The organism is Micrococcus luteus, assembly GCF_022664405.1.
Lineage (GTDB): Bacteria > Actinomycetota > Actinomycetes > Actinomycetales > Micrococcaceae > Micrococcus > Micrococcus luteus.
The window spans coordinates 19,046-38,460 of sequence record NZ_JAKRLB010000006.1; the positions used below are offsets into that span (position 1 = coordinate 19,046).

At 76.4% G+C, this 19,415-nt stretch carries 16 protein-coding genes; 4 read left to right on the forward strand and 12 right to left on the reverse strand.

What is annotated here, in order from left to right; all coding sequences use genetic code 11:
• Positions 1–70 precede the first annotated feature (70 nt).
• Complete coding sequence (locus MF605_RS03945; RefSeq protein ID WP_134416870.1) at positions 71–1,207, reverse strand: glycine betaine ABC transporter substrate-binding protein; 1,137 nt, start codon at positions 1,205–1,207, stop codon at positions 71–73.
• Positions 1,204–1,680, reverse strand: a complete 477-nt coding sequence (locus tag MF605_RS03950; protein WP_063190123.1) for an NUDIX hydrolase — start codon at positions 1,678–1,680, stop codon at positions 1,204–1,206. Before MF605_RS03950 ends, MF605_RS03945 begins: the two co-directional genes overlap by 4 nt.
• 159 nt (positions 1,681–1,839) lie before the next feature.
• On the opposite strand from MF605_RS03950, the gene MF605_RS03955 reads away from it, so the two are divergent.
• Positions 1,840–3,675 carry a hypothetical protein gene (locus MF605_RS03955; protein ID WP_134416869.1) on the forward strand — a complete coding sequence of 612 codons (1,836 nt, stop codon included), beginning with the start codon at positions 1,840–1,842 and terminating at the stop codon, positions 3,673–3,675.
• Positions 3,676–3,743: 68 nt separating this feature from the next.
• Here MF605_RS03955 and MF605_RS03960 read toward each other — a convergent pair whose 3' ends face one another.
• The 3 genes from MF605_RS03960 to MF605_RS03970 all read right to left on the reverse strand — a co-directional run bounded on the left by MF605_RS03960 (position 3,744) and on the right by MF605_RS03970 (position 6,620).
• Positions 3,744–4,979 carry a phosphotransferase gene (locus MF605_RS03960; protein ID WP_134416868.1) on the reverse strand — a complete coding sequence of 412 codons (1,236 nt, stop codon included), beginning with the start codon at positions 4,977–4,979 and terminating at the stop codon, positions 3,744–3,746.
• A 22-nt stretch (positions 4,980–5,001) separates the two neighbouring features.
• Positions 5,002–5,916: a hypothetical protein gene (locus tag MF605_RS03965; RefSeq protein WP_134416867.1), complete on the reverse strand. Its 915-nt coding sequence runs from the start codon at positions 5,914–5,916 to the stop codon at positions 5,002–5,004.
• Between the two features lie 77 nt (positions 5,917–5,993).
• On the reverse strand, positions 5,994–6,620 hold the full coding sequence (locus MF605_RS03970; protein ID WP_065573527.1) for a GNAT family N-acetyltransferase: 627 nt from the start codon (positions 6,618–6,620) through the stop codon (positions 5,994–5,996).
• 57 nt (positions 6,621–6,677) lie between these two features.
• Between MF605_RS03970 and MF605_RS03975 the strand changes: the two genes are divergently transcribed.
• Together MF605_RS03975 and MF605_RS03980 are read left to right on the forward strand one after the other, a co-directional pair.
• The gene (locus MF605_RS03975; RefSeq protein WP_223246441.1) at positions 6,678–7,343 is read left to right on the forward strand and encodes a 5-formyltetrahydrofolate cyclo-ligase; all 666 of its coding nucleotides are present in this window, start codon (positions 6,678–6,680) and stop codon (positions 7,341–7,343) included.
• A gap of 88 nt (positions 7,344–7,431) precedes the next feature.
• Positions 7,432–7,701 (forward strand): FmdB family zinc ribbon protein, encoded by a 270-nt coding sequence (locus tag MF605_RS03980; RefSeq protein WP_060775382.1) that lies wholly within the window; start codon positions 7,432–7,434, stop codon positions 7,699–7,701.
• Positions 7,702–7,721: 20 nt separating this feature from the next.
• Here MF605_RS03980 and MF605_RS03985 read toward each other — a convergent pair whose 3' ends face one another.
• From MF605_RS03985 to guaB, 7 genes are all read right to left on the reverse strand, one after another.
• Complete coding sequence (locus tag MF605_RS03985; RefSeq protein WP_134416866.1) at positions 7,722–7,961, reverse strand: hypothetical protein; 240 nt, start codon at positions 7,959–7,961, stop codon at positions 7,722–7,724.
• Positions 7,951–11,715, reverse strand: coding sequence for a DUF4011 domain-containing protein (locus MF605_RS03990; RefSeq protein ID WP_134416865.1), 3,765 nt, complete (start codon positions 11,713–11,715; stop codon positions 7,951–7,953). The genes MF605_RS03985 and MF605_RS03990 overlap by 11 nt, the downstream gene beginning before the upstream one ends.
• Positions 11,716–11,813: 98 nt before the next feature.
• Positions 11,814–13,433 carry a glutamine-hydrolyzing GMP synthase gene (gene guaA, locus MF605_RS03995; protein WP_166795267.1) on the reverse strand — a complete coding sequence of 540 codons (1,620 nt, stop codon included), beginning with the start codon at positions 13,431–13,433 and terminating at the stop codon, positions 11,814–11,816.
• Between the two features lie 22 nt (positions 13,434–13,455).
• On the reverse strand, positions 13,456–14,004 hold the full coding sequence (locus MF605_RS04000) for a DUF3817 domain-containing protein (RefSeq protein WP_036340922.1): 549 nt from the start codon (positions 14,002–14,004) through the stop codon (positions 13,456–13,458).
• A complete protein-coding gene (locus tag MF605_RS04005) occupies positions 14,001–14,966 on the reverse strand; it encodes an SURF1 family protein (protein ID WP_134416864.1) in 966 nt (321 codons plus the stop codon). The genes MF605_RS04000 and MF605_RS04005 overlap by 4 nt, the downstream gene beginning before the upstream one ends.
• 47 nt (positions 14,967–15,013) lie before the next feature.
• The gene (locus tag MF605_RS04010) at positions 15,014–16,150 is read right to left on the reverse strand and encodes a GuaB3 family IMP dehydrogenase-related protein (protein ID WP_036317609.1); all 1,137 of its coding nucleotides are present in this window, start codon (positions 16,148–16,150) and stop codon (positions 15,014–15,016) included.
• Positions 16,151–16,251: 101 nt separating this feature from the next.
• Positions 16,252–17,796, reverse strand: a complete 1,545-nt coding sequence (gene guaB / locus MF605_RS04015; protein WP_134416863.1) for an IMP dehydrogenase — start codon at positions 17,794–17,796, stop codon at positions 16,252–16,254.
• Between the two features lie 185 nt (positions 17,797–17,981).
• Here guaB and MF605_RS04020 point away from each other — a divergent pair, with 185 nt between their 5' ends.
• Positions 17,982–19,415, forward strand: coding sequence for a dicarboxylate/amino acid:cation symporter (locus tag MF605_RS04020; protein WP_060973979.1), 1,434 nt, complete (start codon positions 17,982–17,984; stop codon positions 19,413–19,415).

The following is a 19,415-nucleotide window of genomic DNA, read 5'->3' on the forward strand; positions in this document are numbered from 1 at the left end:
CACCCCCCGGGCGGTGTGCATCACAGTCGCGGTCGTGCGACGAGGGCCGGCGCCCCTCCCTCGCGCGAGCTCAGAACCAGGAGCCGCGGGGCACGAACCAGTCCTCGGGCGCGTCCTCCAGGCCATGGTCCACCAGCCAGTACTGCGCGGCCTCGGCGGGCGGGAGCGGGTCGTCGCCCGTGGTGAGCCGTTCGAGTTCCCGCAGGCCGTCGCCGTCGAGGGCGGACATCACCTCGGCGATGCGCCGTTCGGCGTCGTCGTCCAGCATCGCGGCGGAGCCGACGGCGGTCAGTCGCCCCTCGGGGAGCACGCGGCCGTCGTCCTCGAGCGGGACGAGGGTGCTCGCGTCGATCTCCGGATCCGTGCCGGTCAGAAGCGCGACCTGGGCCTCGTCCGCGACGACGGCGGCGGCCGGGTCCTCGGTGTCGGCCAGCCAGGTCTCGGGGCGACAGCCGGCGAGCCGGTCCAGGCGGACGCGCAGGGCCGCGGCCGCGTCCGCCGCGGAGGTCAGGGCCGGGGGTGCGACGGCGGTGAGTGACTCGCACCGGCCGTTGAGGTCCGTGATCGACTCGAGCTCGAGCCGGGCCGCGGTCGTCTGGGTGACGACCGCGGTCAGGCGCAGCACGCCCGCCGACGAGGACAGCGCCGCCGGGGCCTCGTCCTGCGGTGTCCCCGCCGCGGCCGTCTCCTCGGCGAGCAGCGTCTCGAGGACGCGCCCGGCCGCCGGGGCGTCCGCCGCGGGGTCGCCGACGGGCAGCGCGGTGGGGCTCGGGGCGGCGGTGGAGGCGGTGGCCGAGGGGGTGGGCACGGTGCCCGTGGACGTGCCGGCCTCCGTCCCGGTCGGCGTCGGCGTGGGCGTCGGCGTGGGCGGGGACGGCAGCGCCGCTGCGGGGTCGGCGGCGGCGGCCAGGGCCAGGGTGTCCACGACGGCGACCGTGTCCCCGCCGGCGGCGGACCACGCGGGCTGTTCCACGGCGACGCCGTCCTCGTCCGCCACGGCGTGGCCGTGCAGGCGCAGGTGACGGGCCAGGACCGCCGCGACGGCGGCCTCCAGGCCCTCGCCGCCGTGCACGACCGTGATCGGCGCGCCTGACGCCGAGGGCGTCGGCGGGGCGTCCGCCTGCGGCGCGCACGCCCCCAGGGCCAGCGACAGCACGAGGGCGGAGGCGGCGAGGGCCACGGGGCGTCGGTGGGCGGGGCGGCTCACGCGGCCACCCCGGCACGGGCGAGCGCCTCGGTGACCCAGGAGGCGGTGCGCAGCCCGCTGAGCTCCGCGAGGTCGAACCAGCGCGCGTCCGTCGAGGATCCCCCGACCTCAGGGCGCAGGACGCCGCCCGTGATGCGGGCGGTGTAGAGGACCTGCACGGTGAGCAGCGGCAGCGGCTCGCCCCGCAGGCGCTTCTCCGCCGGGATCGTCCCGGTCGTGACGCCCAGCAGGCCCGTGAGCTCGGCGGTGTGGCCGGTCTCCTCCCAGACCTCGCGCAGGCACGCCTCCTCCGGGCTCTCGCCGAGCTCGATGCCGCCACCGGGCAGCGTCCACTGCAGGAACTCGGGCCCCTGCCACGAGCTGAGCAGGACGCGGCCGCCGTCCACGATCAGGGCGTAGGCGCCGGCGCGCGTCTGGAACGGGCCGGCGGGGTGCACTCCGGCGGCATCCGGGGCGGCGGGGGTGGTGCTCATGGCTGCGGGCTCCTGGCGGCGGTGGGACGGCCCGCGGCGGGCGACGCTGCGGGCCCGGCCAGTCTACGAGCACCGCCCACCGCGAACAGCGGCACGGCCCACCGACCCGCGCCCTAGGCTGGAGGACCAGCCGTCCCACCCCCGGAAGGAGCAGCGCCCGTGGACACCCCGCAGGACCCGCCCCGCCGGGACGACCCCTCCGGCGGCCCCGTGGAGTCGGCCGTCGACGCCGCCCTGGACCGGGTGCACGCCCTGCTCCGGCAGGCCCGCGTCACCGCGGCGCCCGACGCCCCGTCCGCCCTGGACGCCCGCGGCTGGTGGGAGCTCTCCCTCGAGGCCGCGCTGCGCGACGAGCCCCGGGAGTCCGCGCGCCTCGCCGACTCCGGCCTGGCCGCGCTCGTGCCCGGCCAGGACGACGTCCGCCTCGCCCTGCTGCGGGCGCTCGCCGTCGCCGCGGGCCAGGTCGGGGACGAGGCCGCCCTGACCCGTTGGGTGGAGGCCCGGGCGGCGCTGCTGCGCCACCTCGGCCGGCCCCGGCAGGCCGGGCTCGAGTCCCAGCTCGGCGCCGCCCTCGTGCGCGATCCGGACACGGTCGAGGCGGCGGTGCTGGCCGGCGTCGTGGAGGACGAGCCGGGCGCTCCCGGCGAGGACCCCGGGGACACCGTCCTGCCCGAGGCCGCCCTGGCCCTGGCCGTGCACCGCGTGCACACCGGGGACCTGGACACCGCGCTCGAGCTGGCCCGCCGCGTCATCGCCGTCCTGGGCGGGCTGCGCGCGGCCGGTGCCCTGCTGCCCACCGGCTCGTGGTCCAGCGCGCACCTGCTGCTCGCCCGCCTGCACCTGTGGCGGGGCGAGCACGCCGAGGCGGACGCGGTGGCCGCCGTCGTCACCGCGCTGCCCGCCGCCCGGGCCGTCCTCGCCTCCGCCACCACGGTGCGGGCGATCGCCGCCCACGAGCTGGACCGTCCGACGGCGGCCCTCGACCTGGCGCTCGAGGCGGCGGAGCGGATGGCCTCGGTCGGGCTGCGGCGCGGCGCCGCCTCCGCGGCGGCCCTGGCCGGGCGCGTGGCCGGCGACCTCGACGGGTTCGAGGAGGTCGCCGTGGCCGCGTGGGAACTGGCCTCCGTGCACGCGGAGAAGGCCGAGGCGCCGGAGGCCTCGAGCCTGAGCTACTGGTGGGCGCACCAGCTCGTGCTCGCCGGCCGCGCCGACGAGGCCGAGCCCCTGCTCGCCCGGCTGGTGCGCCGCGAGGCCACCCACGGCCGGGACGTCGAGCAGGCCCGCGCCCTCGTGGACCTCGGCCACGCCCACCACGACCAGGACCGCGCCGAGAACGCGCTGCCCCTGTGGCGGGAGGCGGCCGGCCTGTTCGAGGCCCACGGCCAGTGGGAGGACGCCGCCCGCACGCTCCTGGCCGCCGGCGCCCTCGTGAACCGCGAGCGCGACGCACGCACCCGGCCCTCCGCCCTCGACCTGTTCGAGCGGGCGGTCGCGGCCGCGCGCCAGGCGGTGGACGAGGACCCGGCGGTGCTGCCGGCCGCGCTGCACGCGCACGGGTACCTGCTGTGCGAGTCGGGCCAGGCGGAGGGCCTCGACCTCCTCGACGAGGCGCTCGCCCTCGTGCGGGACGCCGGCGCCGACTGGCAGGTGGCCGACTACACGGACACCCGCGCCCGGGCCCTGTGGTCGCTCGAGCGGGGGCCGGAGGCGATCGCCACCGCGCTGCAGGCCGCCGACCTGTTCACCGCCGCCGGGGACCGCGAGGGCGCCGCGCAGGCCGAGCTCTTCGCCGCCTACGTGGTGGCCGAGGACGGCAGCCCCGAGCAGGCCGCGACGCTCTTCCGCCTGGTGTGCGACGCCACCGACTCCACGCTCGTGCGCCTCGGCGCGCTCACGGGCCTGCACCAGTGCCTGTCCACCCTCGGGGACCACGACGGCGCCGCGCGCGTCCGGGACGAGCTCGACGCGCTCCGGGAGGGGCTCGGCGCGGACTGACCGCCGCTCGAGGGGGTGGCCCGGCCCGGTGGCCCGGCCCGGCCCGACGGTGGCGCAGCCGCCGCGGGTCACAGGCCGACGCGGGCCAGGGCGGCGTCGGCGGCGGCACGGCGGGCGGACCGCACGGCGCGGGGCGCGGTCGGCTGCGCCGCGAGGGCGGCGAGCACGAGCGCGACACGGGCGGCCAGCGCCACCTCGTCGACCTCGGTGCGGGCGTGGTGCCGGAACCGTGCGGCCACGGCGCGCAGTGCGGCGCCGCCGGCGCCGAGGTCCACGGCGCCCGCCTCGAGATGGGCGATCAGGACCGCCCAGTCGTCCACGCGGTGTCCCATGCCCAGGTCGTCGGCGTCCAGCACGCCGGTGATCCGCTCCCCCGCCGCGTCCACGTGCAGGTTCCCCGGGTGCAGGTCGCCGTGCACGGGCACGCGCGGGCCGGGGTCCCCGGCCGCGAGCCCCGCGCGGAGCCGGTCGGCGCGGACGGCGGTCTCGTCCTGGGCCTCGGGGTCCAGCACGACGGCGGCCCACATGGCGTGCTCGAGCAGGACGGCGGGTCCGCCGGCGTCCGCGTCGGCGCCCCCGGCCGCCCCGGCCATGGGGCCCGCCGGGCCGGGGGGCTCCTCGGGCACCGGCGGCAGCCGGTCCAGCAGCGCGGCGACCCGCGCGGGGTCGAGCGCGGCAGCCTCGGGCCCGGCCAGCAGCGCCCGCCAGGGCAGGCCCGGCACGCTCGCGAGCGGGAGCACCCCGTGCTCCGGCGCCGCGCGGACGGCGGGCACCGGCACCCCGGCCGCCCCCGCGGCGGCCATGCGCCGGGCGACCCGTGCGGCGCGCGCGGGCGGGAGCACCTTCAGGAACGTGCGGGCCACGACGCCGTCGTCGCCGGTCGCCTCGACGGCCAGGACCGCCCGGTCCCGCGGCCGGTAGCCGCGCCACGTGAGGCGGGCCCGGCCCGGCGCCGTGCCGAGCAGGGCCGCGAGCGCATCCGGGTCGCCGGTCAGCGTGAGGCCCGGCAGGACGGGGTCGGCGGGGGCCCACCACCACAGGGTGCCGTCCTCCAGGATCCCGCGCTCGCCCGGGACGGGCGGGCACGCCGCGGCGGGGGCGGCGGGGTGCCGGGGGTCGCGGGCGAGGACGAGGGTGCGGGAGCGCACGCGGGCGTCGCCCGCGCGTCCGGTCATCACGTCCAGGTCCAGGACGCGCGCGAGCCGACGCCCCCGCTGCAGGTGCAGGGCGTCGGCGCGGGTGCGCAGCCAGCGCTCCCCCGACGCGCGGACGGCCTGGCGCGCGGCGGCTCGGTCGATGCTCACGGGCGTGGCCGCCCGGCGGGGCTCAGCAGGCCCGGCGCCGCGCCAGGACGTTGTCCAGGTCCAGGGCGGCGATGTCCTGCTCGGCGGCGGCGCTGATCTGATCGTCCGCCGTGTGTGCGCCGTCCTGGAGCCGGGTGTCCGCGCCGGTGGGGGCGGGGGTCTCGAGCGGCGCCGGCAGGGGGCGGGCCATCTCCGGGGCGTCCAGGTAGGTGGGGCGCGGCACCGCGGGGATGGTCACGGCGCGGTCCGCTGCGGGGGCGCCGGCGGAGGCGGTCACCACCACGGGATCGACCCGGGACGCGGCGGGCGCGGCGGCCGGACGCGGCGCCTCGGTCTCGAAGGCCAGCACGGTCTCCAGCACGCGGCGGTCCCGCTCGGGGTCCGCCGCCGGGGCCTCGCGCTCCTCGGCCGCCGGGGCGGCGGGGCGCTCCGGGACGACGACGGCGGCGGCGGGCCGGGCGCGACGGGTGCGGTCGCGGACCGCGAGGGCCCGCAGGCCGGCCAGCCCGGCCACGGCGAACAGGAGCGACCAGCCGGCCAGGGCAAGGGTGCCCGCGCCAAATGCCGCGGCGAGCCCGGCCACGAGGAACACGAGCAGGGCCACGAGGGCGGCGAGGAACAGCGCCGTGCGCCCCCACCGGATGTGCAGGCCGGTCCGGCCGCGGGCGGTGCGCGCCGCGTCGGCGGCGGCGCTCAGGCGGCCCGAGAGCCGGGCGGTCAGGGCACGGACGGCGGGCGAGCTCTGCAGGCGGTGCATGAAGGACCTCGGCATCGACGGGCGGGCGGGGGCGGACGCGAGACGATGGCGGCGCAGCACGAGCCGCCAGGCCAGGAAGGCCACGAGGGCCACGATGACCAGCGACGCGCTCACCCGGGCGTCGGCCAGCGCGTCGAGCGCGGCCTGCACGGCCGTCGTCGGCGCGGTGGTCTCATCCATGCGGTCAGCCTAGCGCCGGGGGCGGACCGGCCCGGCCATCGCGGCGTGTCCTCACGCGGCGTGTCCCTCCGGGCCGCTCAGGGGCGCGGCCGGGTGGCCAGCCACCGGGCCAGCAGGCCCTCGGGGACCTCCTCGGCGGTCACCGCGAACGTCCGGTGGTCCCGCCAGGCGCCGTCCACGTGCAGGTACGCGCGCCGCAGGCCCTCGTCGCGCAGGCCGAGCTTCGCCACGACCCGCAGGCTGGCCGCGTTCTCCGGGCGGATGTTGACCTCGACCCGGTGCAGACCGGCGCCGCGGAACGCCCAGTCCGTCGCCATGGCCACGGCCGTCGGCGTCAGCCCCCGGCCGGCCTCGCGACGGTCGACCCAGTAGCCGATCGAGCCGGAGAGCAGCGAGCCGTACTGGATCCCGCCCAGGGACAGCAGCCCCACCAGACGGTCTCGGTCCGGGCGGTCGTCGTCGAGGACCATGCCCCACGTGTAGGCGCTGCCGTCCCGGCCCTGGCGGCCGTGCCAGCGGACCATCTGCCCGAACGATGACGGGCCCGCGCCCGGCACGGGGCTCGTGGCGTCCCACGGCGTCAGCCACTCCCGGTTGTGCGCCCGCTGCTCCTCCCACGCCTCCCGGTCCCGCCGCCGCAGCGGCCGCAGGGCGAGGGTGCCGTGCCGCAGGGTCACGGGCCAGGGGGAACGCTGCCAGGACATGGCGTCGATCCTATGCGCGGCCGGGCGCGGCTCCGGTGCGGCGGGCATCATGGGGACATGCGCACTCCCCCTCCCGTGCCCGAGCCCGCCACCACGGGCCCCGTCGCCGGCGTCGACGACGTCGTGGACGCCAAGGCCGCCCTGCGTGCCCGCCTGCGCGCCGCCCGCCGCGACCGCTCCCCCGCGCGCCGCGCCGCCGAGTCCGCGGCCGCCGTCGAGCACCTGTGGGCGTGGCTGGGTCCGCGCGTGGCCGCGGCGACCGCGGGCGGGGCCGCCCCGGTGGTGGCCACCGTGCTGCCGATGGCCACCGAGCCGGACACCGGTGTGCTGCGCACCCGCCTGCTGGCCGCGGGGGCGCGGGTGCTCGTCCCCGTGATCGAGCCGGAACGACGCCTCAGCTGGGCTCCGTGGCACCCGGAGGCCGCGACGGCGCGCGCCGCGAACGCCCCCGTGGACGAGCCCGTGGGCGAACGACTCGGGACCGACGCGCTGGCGGCGGCGGCCGCGGTGGTCATGCCGGCGCTCGCGGTGGCCGAGGACGGGATGCGCCTGGGCCAGGGCGGGGGCTACTACGACCGCTTCCTCGCCGAGCTGCCGCAGGCCGTGCCCACCGTGGCCCTCGTGTTCGAGGACGAGCTGCTGCCGGCGGGCGCCATCCCCGCCGAGCCCACGGACCGACCCGTGGACGGCGTCGTCACCGCGGCCGGGCTGCGCTGGATCTGAGCCCGGCCCGCGGCGCGGAGTAGCATCGAGGGTCGGATCCCCCCAGAATCGCGCGCCCCGGCGCGCCCCGAGCGAGCTGGAGCTGAGCATGCCCACCTACGCCTACCGCTGCAAGGACTGCGGCCACGCCTTCGACGCCGTCCAGGCCTTCACCGACGACGCCCTCACCGAGTGCCCCGCGTGCGGCGGCGTCCTGCGCAAGCAGTACGGCTCGGTCGGCGTGAGCTTCAAGGGCTCCGGCTTCTACCGGACCGACTCGCGCTCCGGCACCGGCTCGGCCGGCGGATCGACCTCGGACTCGGCCGCCGGGTCCTCGACGTCCTCGACGTCGTCCTCGTCCTCCGCCGCCGCGGACTGACCCGGCCGGATCGGGCCGGCTCAGCCCCAGTGGGGCGGGCGCTGCTCGCGCAGCCAGCGGTCGCGCTGGGCCTCGGCCGGGCCGGACTCGACCCCGGCCTCATGTCCGGTCGGCGCGGTCGCCGGCGACGTCCCGGCCTGCCCGGTCAGGCGGGGCATCCCGAGCAGACGCGGCTCGCGGCCGTCGGCGGTGGCCGGACCGGTGCCCGGGGCGTCTGCCCGGCGCGGTCCGCGGCGGCGCGGCGCGCCGTCAGCGGACATCGTCGTCGGTCTCGTCCGTCTCGTCCGTCGGCTCCACGCCGAGCCGGTCGGCCAGCTCGCGGGCCACGGACTCGGGGTCCGCGAACACGTCGATCGACCACAGGGTCCGGGGCTCCCAGCCGCGGGCCTCGAGCCCCTCGGGCAGGGTCCGCGAGCGCTGCCGCACCGTGAGGGCGCGGTACACCTCGCCGCCGTCGCCGGCCAGGGCCAGCGGACGGGGCGCCTCGTCCTGGTCCGCGCGCGGGTCGAGCACGGCCAGGTCCATGACGCCGCCGTGGCGGGGCAGGACGCGGGCGCCGTGCTCCTCGAGTCGGTCGCGCAGATCGGCCAGCAGCGGATCGCCCACCATGCCCACCGGGTCCGCGGCGTCGTCGCCCAGGTAGGCCTCGAGCAGCCGCAGGAACCAGAGGGCGCCGCCGTCGAGCCGGTCCTCGTCCAGGTCCGCGGCGCGCAGCGCGGAGATGAGGTGCAGGCGGCGGCGTGCCCGGGTGAGCGCGACCGTGACCATGCGCTCGCCGTCCGGGTCGGAGAAGGCGCCGAAGTGGTGCACCACGCGGCCGTGCGGGGTGCGGCCGTAGCCGGGGGTGAGGATCACGGCGTCGCGCACCACGGAGGCGGCGCGCACGACCGGCACGATCACGAACGGCTCGGCGTCGGCGGCGTCCTCGCCGCGGCCGCGGGCGAGGAACTCGTGGGCCCACGGCGCCTGCGCGGCCGTGGCCTGCACGGCGGCGGCCACCCGGCGGGCGTGCTGCTCGGACACCGTGACCACGGCCAGGGACTGCTCGGGCCGGTCGCGGATGTGCTCGAACACGCGCTCCACGGTGCGGGCGACCTCGGCGTTCGTGGACTCGACCACGTCGCCGCCGGTCATCGGGATGCCGGTGCCCTCGGGCAGGTACTCGGCCGTGACGGCACGATCCCGGCCGGTGGCCTCGCCCGCGGTGGGCAGCGCGTCCAGGGCGCCGTCATAGGCGAGCGCGGAGAGCAGGCGCACGAGGCGCCGCTCGAGGGGGCGGTGCACGGTGCGCAGCGGCAGGGTGGGCAGCACCTCGTCCAGCGCGTCGTGGGCTGAGCGCAGCGGGCGCAGGGGCCCGGCGGTCGCCGTCGGGTCCACGGAGACCTGGAACGACTGCGGGCGCCCGATCACCGGGTCGCCGAGGGCCACCACCTGGGGGGCGCGGGTGAGCGCGCCCATCGCGGTGGCCAGGGCGGTCGCGTCGGCCTCCAGCAGCACGACGACGTCGGCGCGCCACTCCGGGGGGAACTCGGACAGGGCCATGGGCGAGGTGGTGACCACCGGCACGAGCGGCTGCAGGAGCTCGGGGGTGATCGTGGCCAGGGACTCGACCGTGGGACTGCCCTGCTTGAGCAGGGTGCGCAGCACGGCCGCGTCCGCGCGATAGGTGCGCAGCGTCTCCCGCCAGCGCGCGGCCAGCGCAGCGGAGAGCCGGGCGCCGCCGCGCTCGAGATGGGCGCGGTCCAGGTCGCGGAACCCGCGCTCGACCTCGGCCAGGTCCGTGCCGCTCATCATGGCCAGGAAGTCGTCCCCGGAGATCATCGCCTCGAGCGCGGACTGCCACCACGCCAGCTCGAGCTCGGCGGTCAGGGCCTCGGTGGGCACCTCACGGTCGCGCAGGTCCTCGAGCAGCTCCGCCAGGCCGTGGTCGCGCAGGCTGTCCAGCACGAGGGTGCGCTCGGGCAGCGTGGCCAGGGTGTCGCGGTCCGCCACGAGCCCGTCGACGGCGGCCACGAGGTCGTCCACGTCGCGCTCGTCCAGCGGCCCCTCGGCCACGGCCTCCGGGGCGAGGACGGCCTCGAGCCGGCGCAGGTGCTCGCGCACCTGGCCGACGTGGCCCATCACGTGCTCGCCCTGGTCCGGCACCTGCGGGGGCGTGCCCGGCTCGGCGGCGTGGCGGTTCCAGTCCTCCAGGACGGCGGCGGCGTCCACGAGGGCGCCGTGCAGGTCCGTGGGCTGCACGCCCGGGCGGACCGCGTCCTTCGCCGCGCGGCGCAGGCGGGACCGGGCCACCGAGGACATCTCGACCAGGTGCAGGCGCCGCCACGAGCTGGTGGCGGTCGCCGCGACCAGCTGCGGCACGTCGAGGGAGAACACCTCGGGGGTGAACTCGGTGAGGGTGCGGGCCACGCGGCGGTAGAGGTCCGCCTGCTCCGCCCAGCCGGCCACCGTGCGCTCGGGGCGCAGGCCGGCCTGGGCGGCGGCGGTGTCCACGGCGCGTCGGGTGGTGTGCAGGGCCGCCGCCAGCTCGTCGGCCAGCTCCGAGGCGGCCTCGGTCTCCTGCACGTTGCGCACGCGGGCGCCGAACCAGCGGCTCTCGGTGGCGGCGGCGGAGAACGCGCCGAGCTCCCCGGCGCGCACGAGCTGCTCGCCCACGGCCTGCCGGTTCACGGTGGAGTCCAGCACGGAGCGCTTGAGGCGCACGGTGGTGGCCGGCGGCGTCTCGAGCCCGGTCAGGGCGGCCAGGGCCTGCATCGCCTGGAACGGCGAGCAGCCCCAGCGGGGGCGGACGTGGTGCAGCGAGCCGACGTGCTCCTGCAGCCGGCGCCGCCGTTCGGCCAGCGCGGCCTCGTCCCGGGCGGTGTCGGGGTCCACGGCCCGCTCGGAGCGCAGGACGGCCTGCACGAGCTGGCGGCGGAGCAGCTCGGGGTCCGCGTTGGCGGGCACATCCAGCGCGATCGAGCGCAGGTCCGCCTCCTCGAGGCGGTCGAGCACGTCGGACAGGGCGGCGGAGCGCTCGGCCACGACCAGCACGCGCCGGCCCTCCCAGGCCAGGCGTGCGGCCAGGGCGGCGGCGGTCTGGGTCTGTCCGGTGCCGGGGGCGGCCGCCACCACGAGGGACTCCCCCGCCGCGGCGTGCTCGAGCACGCGCGCCTGGGCGGCGTCGACGTCGACGACGAGGCGCTCGTCCGCCGGGGCGACGTCGTCCTCCGCGGGCGCGCCCGTGGGCTGCAGCGCCGCCGGGCGCGGCACCATGCCGGTGCCGGCGTCGTACAGGGCCTGCACGACGGGCAGATCCTCGAGGGAGGCGGGCAGCGAGGCGGTCTCCCCGAGGTCCGCGAACGTGGAGACGAGCAGGCAGTCCTCGATGTGCAGGTCCGCGATCGCGGCGGTCTCCTCGCGCAGGCGGGCGAACGCGGGGGCGGGCTCGAGGCGCGCCGTGGCGTAGGCGGCCTGCTGGTACGCCTCGGGGTCCAGGGCGATGCCGTGGTGCCGGCGCAGGTTCCGCACGAGCGCCGGGTTCAGGCGGGCCGGCTCGGTGATCTGGACCTCCAGCTCGTCCCGGCCCCGGGCGCCGCGGCGCACCGTCAGGGCCACGCGGGCCAGCAGCACGGGGGCGGAGCGGCGCTCCCGCCGGCCGTCCTCCTCGGCCGTCCACGTGGCCACGCCCACGGCGAGCGCGCCGACGTCGATGCCGCGCTCCTCCGCCAGCTCGCGGACCTTGGCACGCAGGCCGAGGGACACCTCGTGCGCCGCGTCCAGCTCCGGGCCGGCCGGCAGCAGGGTGGACAGGCGGGTGCGCCGCCCCAGCAGCAGCTGCGAGACGCCGGACGAGTTCGCCTCCGTGAGGTCGATGCTGTTGGCCGCCGAGGGCGCGAACCGCAGCATCGTGTCGTTCTCGGCGCCCGAGCCCAGAGAGGACACCCAGGCGGCCGGGTCGGGGCGGGTCTGCCCCTCGTCGGGGCGTGCGGCGGCGCGGGCGCGGGCCAGGCGCGGGAACTCCTGCTCGGTCACGTGCGTGCGGTCCTTCCTCCGTCGCCTGGGTCCAGGCGGTCTTCGTGCGGACGGCCGCCCCGGTCAGGGGCGGCCGGATGCGGCGCCGGACGCGCCGCTCACTCCCACTCGATGGTGCCCGGCGGCTTGCTGGTCACGTCGAGCACGACGCGGTTGACGCCGTCGACCTCGTTGGTGATGCGGTTCGAGATGCGGGACAGGACGTCGTCCGGGATCCGCGCCCAGTCCGCCGTCATGGCGTCCTCGCTGGTGACGGGGCGCAGGACGACCGGGTGGCCGTAGGTGCGGCAGTCACCCTGCACGCCCACGGAGCGCACGTCCGCGAGCAGCACCACCGGGCACTGCCAGATCTGGCGGTCCAGCCCGGCCGCGGTGAGCTCGGCGCGCACGATCGCGTCCGCGCGGCGCAGCAGGTCCAGGCGCTCCTGGGTGACCTCGCCGATGATGCGGATGCCCAGACCCGGGCCCGGGAACGGCTGGCGGTGCACGATGCCCTCGGGCAGGCCGAGCTCGGCGCCCACGGCGCGGACCTCGTCCTTGAACAGCTCGCGCAGCGGCTCGCACAGCTCGAACTCGATGTCGTCCGGCAGGCCGCCCACGTTGTGGTGGGACTTGATGTTGGCCGCCCCGTCCCCGCCGCCGGACTCGACGACGTCCGGGTAGAGCGTGCCCTGCACGAGGAAGCGGACCTCGGTGGCGTCCGGGTCGTGCTCGGACTCGAGGACGATGTCCGCCTGCGCCTTCTCGAAGGTGCGGATGAACCGCTCGCCGATGATCTTGCGCTTGGCCTCCGGGTCGGTGACGCCGGCCAGCGCGGACAGGAAGTCCTCGCGCGCGTCCACCATCACGAGGCGGGCGCCGCCGTGGGCCTCGCCGAACGCCTGCTCGATCTCGGCGGACTCGCCCTCGCGCATGAGGCCGTGGTCCACGTAGACGCAGGTGAGGCGGTCGCCGATGGCGCGCTGCACGAGGGCCGCGGCCACGGCGGAGTCCACGCCGCCGGACAGGCCGCAGATGGCCCGCTTGTCCCCGATCTGCTCGCGGATGCGCTCGACCTGCTCCTCGATCACGCCGCTGGCCGTCCAGTCCGCGCCCAGGCCCGCACCCACGTGCAGGAACTGCTCGAGCACCCGCTGACCGTGGGAGGAGTGGCCCACCTCGGGATGCCACTGCACGCCGAAGATGCGGCGTTCGCGGTCCTCGAACGCGGCGACGGGGGCGCCCGCGGTGGACGCCGTCACGGCGAAGCCCTCGGGCGCCTGCGTCACGGCGTCCCCGTGGGACATCCACACGACCTGCTCGAGGTCCTGGTCCGCGAACAGCACGGAGTCGGCGTCCACCGAGTCCAGGCGGGTGGAGCCGTACTCCCGGGTGCCGGTCTTGGCCACGGTGCCGCCGAGGGCGTGCGCGATCGACTGGAAGCCGTAGCACAGGCCCAGCACGGGCACCCCGGCCTCGAGGAGCGCCGGATCCAGCTGCGGGGCGCCGGGCTCGTACACCGACGACGGCCCGCCCGAGAGGATCAGCGCCGCGGGCTTGCGCTCCAGGATCTGCGCCACCGGGGTGGAGGCGGGCACGACCTCGGAGTAGACGTTGGCCTCGCGCACACGACGCGCGATGAGCTGTGCGTACTGGGCGCCGAAGTCCAGCACCAGCACCGTGGGCATCACGTCGCTGAGCGGGGCGGGGGTGTCGGGGTGGGGGGCGTTCTGCGTCACCCGTCCAGGATAGTCGAGGCGCTCAGTAGCGCCGCGCGGCGTCCGGGAAGCGGTGCAGCTCGTCCCGGACCACGCGGGTCATGCGCTTCTCCACCACGAAGGACAGGAACGGCACGACGCCGCCGCCGGCCATCGCCAGCAGGCGCAGCGGCTCCCAGCGCATCAGGGACCACAGGCGGAACGAGGCGAGCAGGTACACCACGTACATCCAGCCGTGGGCGATGAGGATGAACAGGGACAGGTTCACTCCCCCGGTCACGCTGTCCGTGGGGTGCAGCCCCAGGCCGTTGGCCTCTCCGTCCAGGGTGGTGCCGCCCGCGTAGAGCTCCACGTGCATGCCGTACTTCAGCACCATCTCCGCCACGAGCAGCAGGAGCATGATGCCGGTGATCCACGCGCACACCACGTAGAGGCGGGTGGCGGAGCGGATCTGCTGCTGGGTGCCGGCGAAACGGCGATGCTCCCGGCCTGGCCGCGGGGGCGGCTCGGGCAGGTCGGCCTCCGTGATGTCCTCGGGATCCGGCAGGCTCGCCGGGTCCACCGGCTGGGGGCCGGGGTGCTGGGTGCTCATCGGCTCTGCTCCTCTCGGGGCCCACGGGGGCCCGGGTCGCGGGGGTCGGGGCGCGCGGCCCCGTCGTCGTCGTGGTCCTGGCGTGGGTGCGCCGCGGACTGTGCCGCGACGGCCCGCTCCTTGGCCTCGCGCGCGGCCGCCCGGCGCCGCTCGAGCTCCTCGGCGCGCCACTGCGCGGCCCACTCCTCGTCGAGCCGGCGCTCGTGCTCGTCCCGGACGTGGTCGTCGCGGACGAACCGCCACCACAGGAACAGGGCGAAGCCGGCGAAGAGCATCCATTCCACGGCGTAGAAGACGTTGAGCCAGATGATCTGGGTCTCCTCCGGCTGCGGGGCCACCCACACCGGCTCGAGCCCGCCGGGGCCGGCCGCGCCCGTCTCGGCGCCCGCGGCGTCGACCATCTCGAACGCCGCGACGTACGCCGCGTAGGACGGCTCGTCCCACACGTTCACCAGCTGGGCCGGGGCCAGGCTGCGGTACAGGAGCCGGTCGGCGGTGTCCTCGGCCGCTGCCTCACGCGGCAGGGGCCCGTCCGGGGGCAGCAGGCGTCCGGTGACGGTGACCTGCCCGGCGGGCGCGGGGTCCACGACGTCGGCGCGGGCCGACCAGCCGCGGACCACCGGGACGACCTCGCCGTCCGGGGCGCCGGCCACCCGGAGGGCCGTGACCGTCCAGTAGCCGTCGCGGCCGTTCAGCAGGCGCGGGCCGACCAGGACGTCCGTGCCGGGCACGAACTCCCCTTCGACCGTGACGACCTGGTCTGCCTGCGAGCCGAGCAGGGCCTCGTAGGGACGCACGTGCTCCAGGAACGGCACGGCGTTCTCGGTCTGGGTGCGCGGCGGCGGCGCGTTCGTCTCCGCGGACTCGAACTGCCACTTGGACAGCGCCACGAAGACCGCGGCCGCCACGAGGGCCAGCACCAGGGTGGCCAGCCAGACGGGCTTGAGGGCGGTGCGCAGCACGCCGTATCAACTCTTCCGGTCGGGGTGCCGCCTCGGGGCGGCGGGGATCAGACGGTCTGGGTGGGGGTCACGAGGACCTCCACCTTCTGGAAGTCCTTGAGCTCGGTGTAGCCGCAGGTGGCCATGGCGCGCTTCAGGCCGCCCATCAGGTTGGACGTGCCGTCCGCGTGGCGGCCGGGCCCCCACAGGACCTCCTCGAGCGGAGCCACCTGGCCCACGTGGGTGCGGTGCCCGCGCGGCAGCTCCGGGTGGACGGCCTCGAGGCCCCAGTGCCAGCCGCCGCCGGGGGCGTCGGTGGCGCGGGCCAGGGCGGCGCCCAGGACGACCGCGTCCGCGCCCATGGCGATCGCCTTGACGATCTCCCCCGAGGTGGAGACGCCGCCGTCGGCGATCACGTGCACGTAGCGGCCGCCGGACTCGTCCATGTAGTCGCGGCGCGCCTCGGCGATGTCCGAGATGGCCGTGGCCATCGGCACGCGGATGCCCATGGCGCGGCGCGTGGTGGTGGACGCGCCGCCGCCGAAGCCGACGAGCACGCCGGCCGCGCCGGTGCGCATCAGGTGCAGGGCCGGCGTGTAGCCGGCCGCCCCGCCCACGATCACGGGCACGTCCAGCTCGTAGATGAACTGCTTGAGGTCCAGCGGCTCCTGGGTGGAGGAGACGTGCTCGGCCGAGACGGTGGTGCCGCGGATGACGAACAGGTCCACGCCCGCCGCCACGACGGTGCGGTAGAACTCCTGCGTGTTCTGCGGGGTCAGCGAGCCCGCGACGACGACGCCGGCCTCGCGGATCTGCGCGAGGCGCTCGGTGATCAGATCGGGGCGGATGGGGGCCGCGTAGGCCTCCTGCAGCATGCGGGTGGCCTCGGTCCCGGCCGGGCCGGCCTCGAGGGCGGCGATCTCCTCGAGCAGCGGGCGCGGGTCCTCGTGGCGGGTCCACAGGCCCTCGAGGTTGAGGACGCCGAGACCGCCCAGCCGCCCCATCGCGATGGCGGTCTCCGGGCTCATCACGGAGTCCATGGGCGCACCGATCACGGGCATGTCGAACGTGTAGGCGTCGATGCGCCACGTGAGGCTGACATCCTGGGGATCCCGGGTGCGCCGCGCGGGCACCACGGACACGTCGTCGAGGGAGAAGGCCCGGCGGCCGCGCTTGCCGCGGCCGATCTCAATCTGGTTCGTCACCGGGCCAGCCTAGCCCAGGCGCCACGGGGGCGGCTCCGACCGTGTCGTCGGCGCCGCCCCGTCCGGGGGCTCCCCCCCCCCCCCCGGAACCGACGTGCGGGTCAGCGCGAACGGTAGTTCGGGGCCTCGACGGTCATCATGATGTCGTGCGGGTGGGACTCCTTCAGGCCCGCCGCGGTGATGCGCACGAAGCGGCCGTTCTCCTTGAGATCGGCCACCGTGGACGCGCCCGTGTAGAACATCGTCTGGCGCAGGCCGCCCACGAGCTGGTGGACCACCGAGGCGACCGGCCCGCGGAAGGGCACCTGGCCCTCGATGCCCTCGGGGATCAGCTTGTCCTCGTCCGGCACGTCCGCCTGGAAGTAGCGGTCCTTGGAGAAGGAGCGCGTGCCGTTGCGGGTCTGCATGGCGCCCAGGGAGCCCATGCCGCGGTAGGTCTTGAACTGCTTGCCCTGGTAGAACACGAGGTCGCCCGGGGACTCGGCGGTGCCGGCCAGCAGGGAGCCGAGCATCACCGAGTCGGCGCCGGCCACGAGGGCCTTGCCGATGTCACCGGAGTGCTGCAGACCGCCGTCGGCGATCAGCGGGACGCCCGCGGGGCGCGTGGCCTTGGCCGCCTCGTAGATGGCGGTGATCTGCGGGACGCCGACGCCGGCCACCACACGGGTCGTGCAGATCGAGCCCGGGCCCACGCCCACCTTCACGGCGTCCGCGCCGGCGTCGACGATCGCCTTGGCGCCCGCGTAGGTCGCGGCCTGACCGCCGATGACGTCGACGTGCGCGGCCGCCTTGTCCTTCTTCAGGCGCGCGATCATGTCCAGCACGCCGTGCGTGTGGCCGTTCGCGGTGTCCACCACGAGGGCGTCCACACCCGCCTCGACGAGCGCCATGGCGCGCTCCCAGCCGTCGCCGAAGAAGCCGACGGCGCCGCCGACGCGCAGGCGGCCCTCGTCGTCCTTCGCGGCGTCCGGGTACTGCTCCGCCTTGTCGAAGTCCTTGATGGTGATCAGGCCGGTCAGGCGGCCCGCATCGTCCACGAGCGGCAGCTTCTCCACGCGGTTCTGGGAGAACAGGCGGATGGTCTCGGCGCGCGAGACGCCCTCCTGCGCGGTGATCAGCGGCATGCGGGTCATGGCGGTGTCCACCGTGCGGGTGGCCCACTCCTCGCGCGGGATGAAGCGGGTGTCGCGGTTGGTGATGATGCCCAGCAGCGTCATGTCCTCGGCCACCACCGGCAGGCCCGAGACGCGGTACTGGGCGCACAGCTCGTCCAGGTCGGCGAGCGTGGCGTCGGGGCCGATGGTCACGGGGTCCTTGATCATCCCCGACTCGGAGCGCTTCACGGTGTCCACGTGGCGGGCTTGGTCCTCGATGGACAGGTTGCGGTGGATGATGCCCATGCCGCCCTGGCGGGCCATGGCGATGGCCAGCGGGGCCTCCGTCACGGTGTCCATCGCCGCGGAGACGATGGGGATGTTCAAGCGGATGTTGCGGGTCAGCCGGGTGCCCGGGTCCGCGTCCGCGGGGATCACGTCCGTGGCGTTGGGCAGCAGCAGGACGTCGTCATAGGTGAGGCCGAAGAAGCCGAAGGGATCCGAGGAGGAGCGGACGGGCTCGGGGCTGGGACCGGTGCTGGTGGTGGTCACGAAGGCGCCTTTCGGGACGGGTGTTTCCGCGATTCTATGCCCGGGGGCCAAACCGGCGACCCGGGTGCGGGCCACATCACAGGACCCCCGCGCTGGGCCACGCGGGGGCGAGACGGACGTCACCACGACGTCACATGGAGCAATCCGTTTCGGCGTCATGGTATTGGACCGCCTAACCTCCCCGGATGAGCACCGCACAGTCCTCCCCCGCACCGGCGCCCCGACGCCGGCTCCCCGCCTGGACGTCGAACTTCGGCTGGCAGATCGCCGCCGCCCTCGTCCTCGGCCTCGTCCTGGGCCTGATCGCCCGCGCGACGGGGCACACCTCCGAGCACCCGACCTGGCTCGGCGAGACGCTGGCCACCGTCGGCAGCATCTACATCAGCCTGCTGAAGGCCGCGGTCGTCCCGCTGGTCTTCTTCGCCGTCGTCGCCTCCATCGCCAACCTGGCCCAGGTGACCAACGCGGCCCGCCTGGCCGCCAAGACCCTGCTGTGGTTCGCCATCACGAGCCTGATCGCGGTGCTCATCGGCCTCGCCGTCGGCGTCGTGCTGCAGCCGGGCGTGGGCACCGGCCAGACCGCGCCGGCGTCGTACCAGGCCAAGGACGTCGGCTGGCTCGACTTCCTGACCTCCCTGGTGCCGGCGAACTTCCTCGGCCTGACCGTCAAGACCACGGCGGGCGAGGACGGCGCGCTGGCCTCCTCCCCCACGTTCAACGTGCTGCAGATCCTCGTGATCGCGATCGTCGTGGGCGTGGCCGCGCTCAAGGTCGGCGAGAAGGCCGCCCCGTTCCTCACGTTCTCCCGCTCGGTGCTCGCGATCATCCAGAAGCTGCTGTGGTGGATCATCCGCCTGGCCCCGATCGGCACCATCGGCCTGCTGGGCAACGCCGTGGCCTCGTACGGCTGGTCCACGATGGGCACGCTGGCCAAGTTCGTGGTGGCGATCTACGTGGGCCTGGCCCTCGTGATGCTCGTGGTGTACCCGGTGCTGGCGCGCTTGCACGGGCTCTCCGTCAAGCAGTTCTTCACCGGCGTGTGGCCGGCGTTCCAGCTCGGCTTCGTCTCCCGCTCCTCCCTCGGCACGCTGCCCGTCACCCAGCGGGTGGCCGAGCGCAACTTCGGCGTGCCCACCGGCTACGCCTCCTTCGCCGTCCCGCTGGGCGCCACCACCAAGATGGACGGCTGCGCCGCGATCTACCCGGCCGTGGCCGCGGTGTTCATCGCCCAGTTCTACGGGATCGACATGAGCCTGAGCCAGTACGCCCTCGTGGCACTCGTGTCCGTGCTGGGCTCGGCCGCGACCGCCGGCACCACCGGCGCCACCGTGATGCTCACGCTCACGCTGTCCACCGCCGGGCTGCCCCTCGAGGGCATGGCCCTGCTCCTGGCCGTCGACCCGATCGTGGACATGGGCCGCACCGCCCTCAACGTGTCCGGCCAGGCCCTCATCCCCGCGCTCGTGGCCTCCCAGGAGGGCATCCTCGACCGGGACCGCTACGACGCCCCACGCGGCGACATCTTCGGCGAGGACGAGGAGGAGATCGTCGAGGCCCGCGCCCACGCGACCGCCGACTCCCGCGCCCAGCTCGTCGGCACCCCGGAGCCGCGCGCCTGA

What these genes read in the sequence shown, in the direction of transcription:
- MF605_RS03980 (WP_060775382.1), top strand. Translation starts at nt 7,432, where the DNA reads ATGCCCACCTACGCCTACCGCTGCAAGGACTGCGGCCACGCCTTCGAC.
- MF605_RS03970 (WP_065573527.1), bottom strand. Translation starts at nt 6,620, where the DNA reads ATGTCCTGGCAGCGTTCCCCCTGGCCCGTGACCCTGCGGCACGGCACC.
- MF605_RS04020 (WP_060973979.1), top strand. Translation starts at nt 17,982, where the DNA reads ATGAGCACCGCACAGTCCTCCCCCGCACCGGCGCCCCGACGCCGGCTC.
- MF605_RS03965 (WP_134416867.1), bottom strand. Translation starts at nt 5,916, where the DNA reads ATGGATGAGACCACCGCGCCGACGACGGCCGTGCAGGCCGCGCTCGAC.
- MF605_RS03950 (WP_063190123.1), bottom strand. Translation starts at nt 1,680, where the DNA reads ATGAGCACCACCCCCGCCGCCCCGGATGCCGCCGGAGTGCACCCCGCC.
- MF605_RS03975 (WP_223246441.1), top strand. Translation starts at nt 6,678, where the DNA reads ATGCGCACTCCCCCTCCCGTGCCCGAGCCCGCCACCACGGGCCCCGTC.
- MF605_RS03985 (WP_134416866.1), bottom strand. Translation starts at nt 7,961, where the DNA reads ATGTCCGCTGACGGCGCGCCGCGCCGCCGCGGACCGCGCCGGGCAGAC.
- MF605_RS04000 (WP_036340922.1), bottom strand. Translation starts at nt 14,004, where the DNA reads ATGAGCACCCAGCACCCCGGCCCCCAGCCGGTGGACCCGGCGAGCCTG.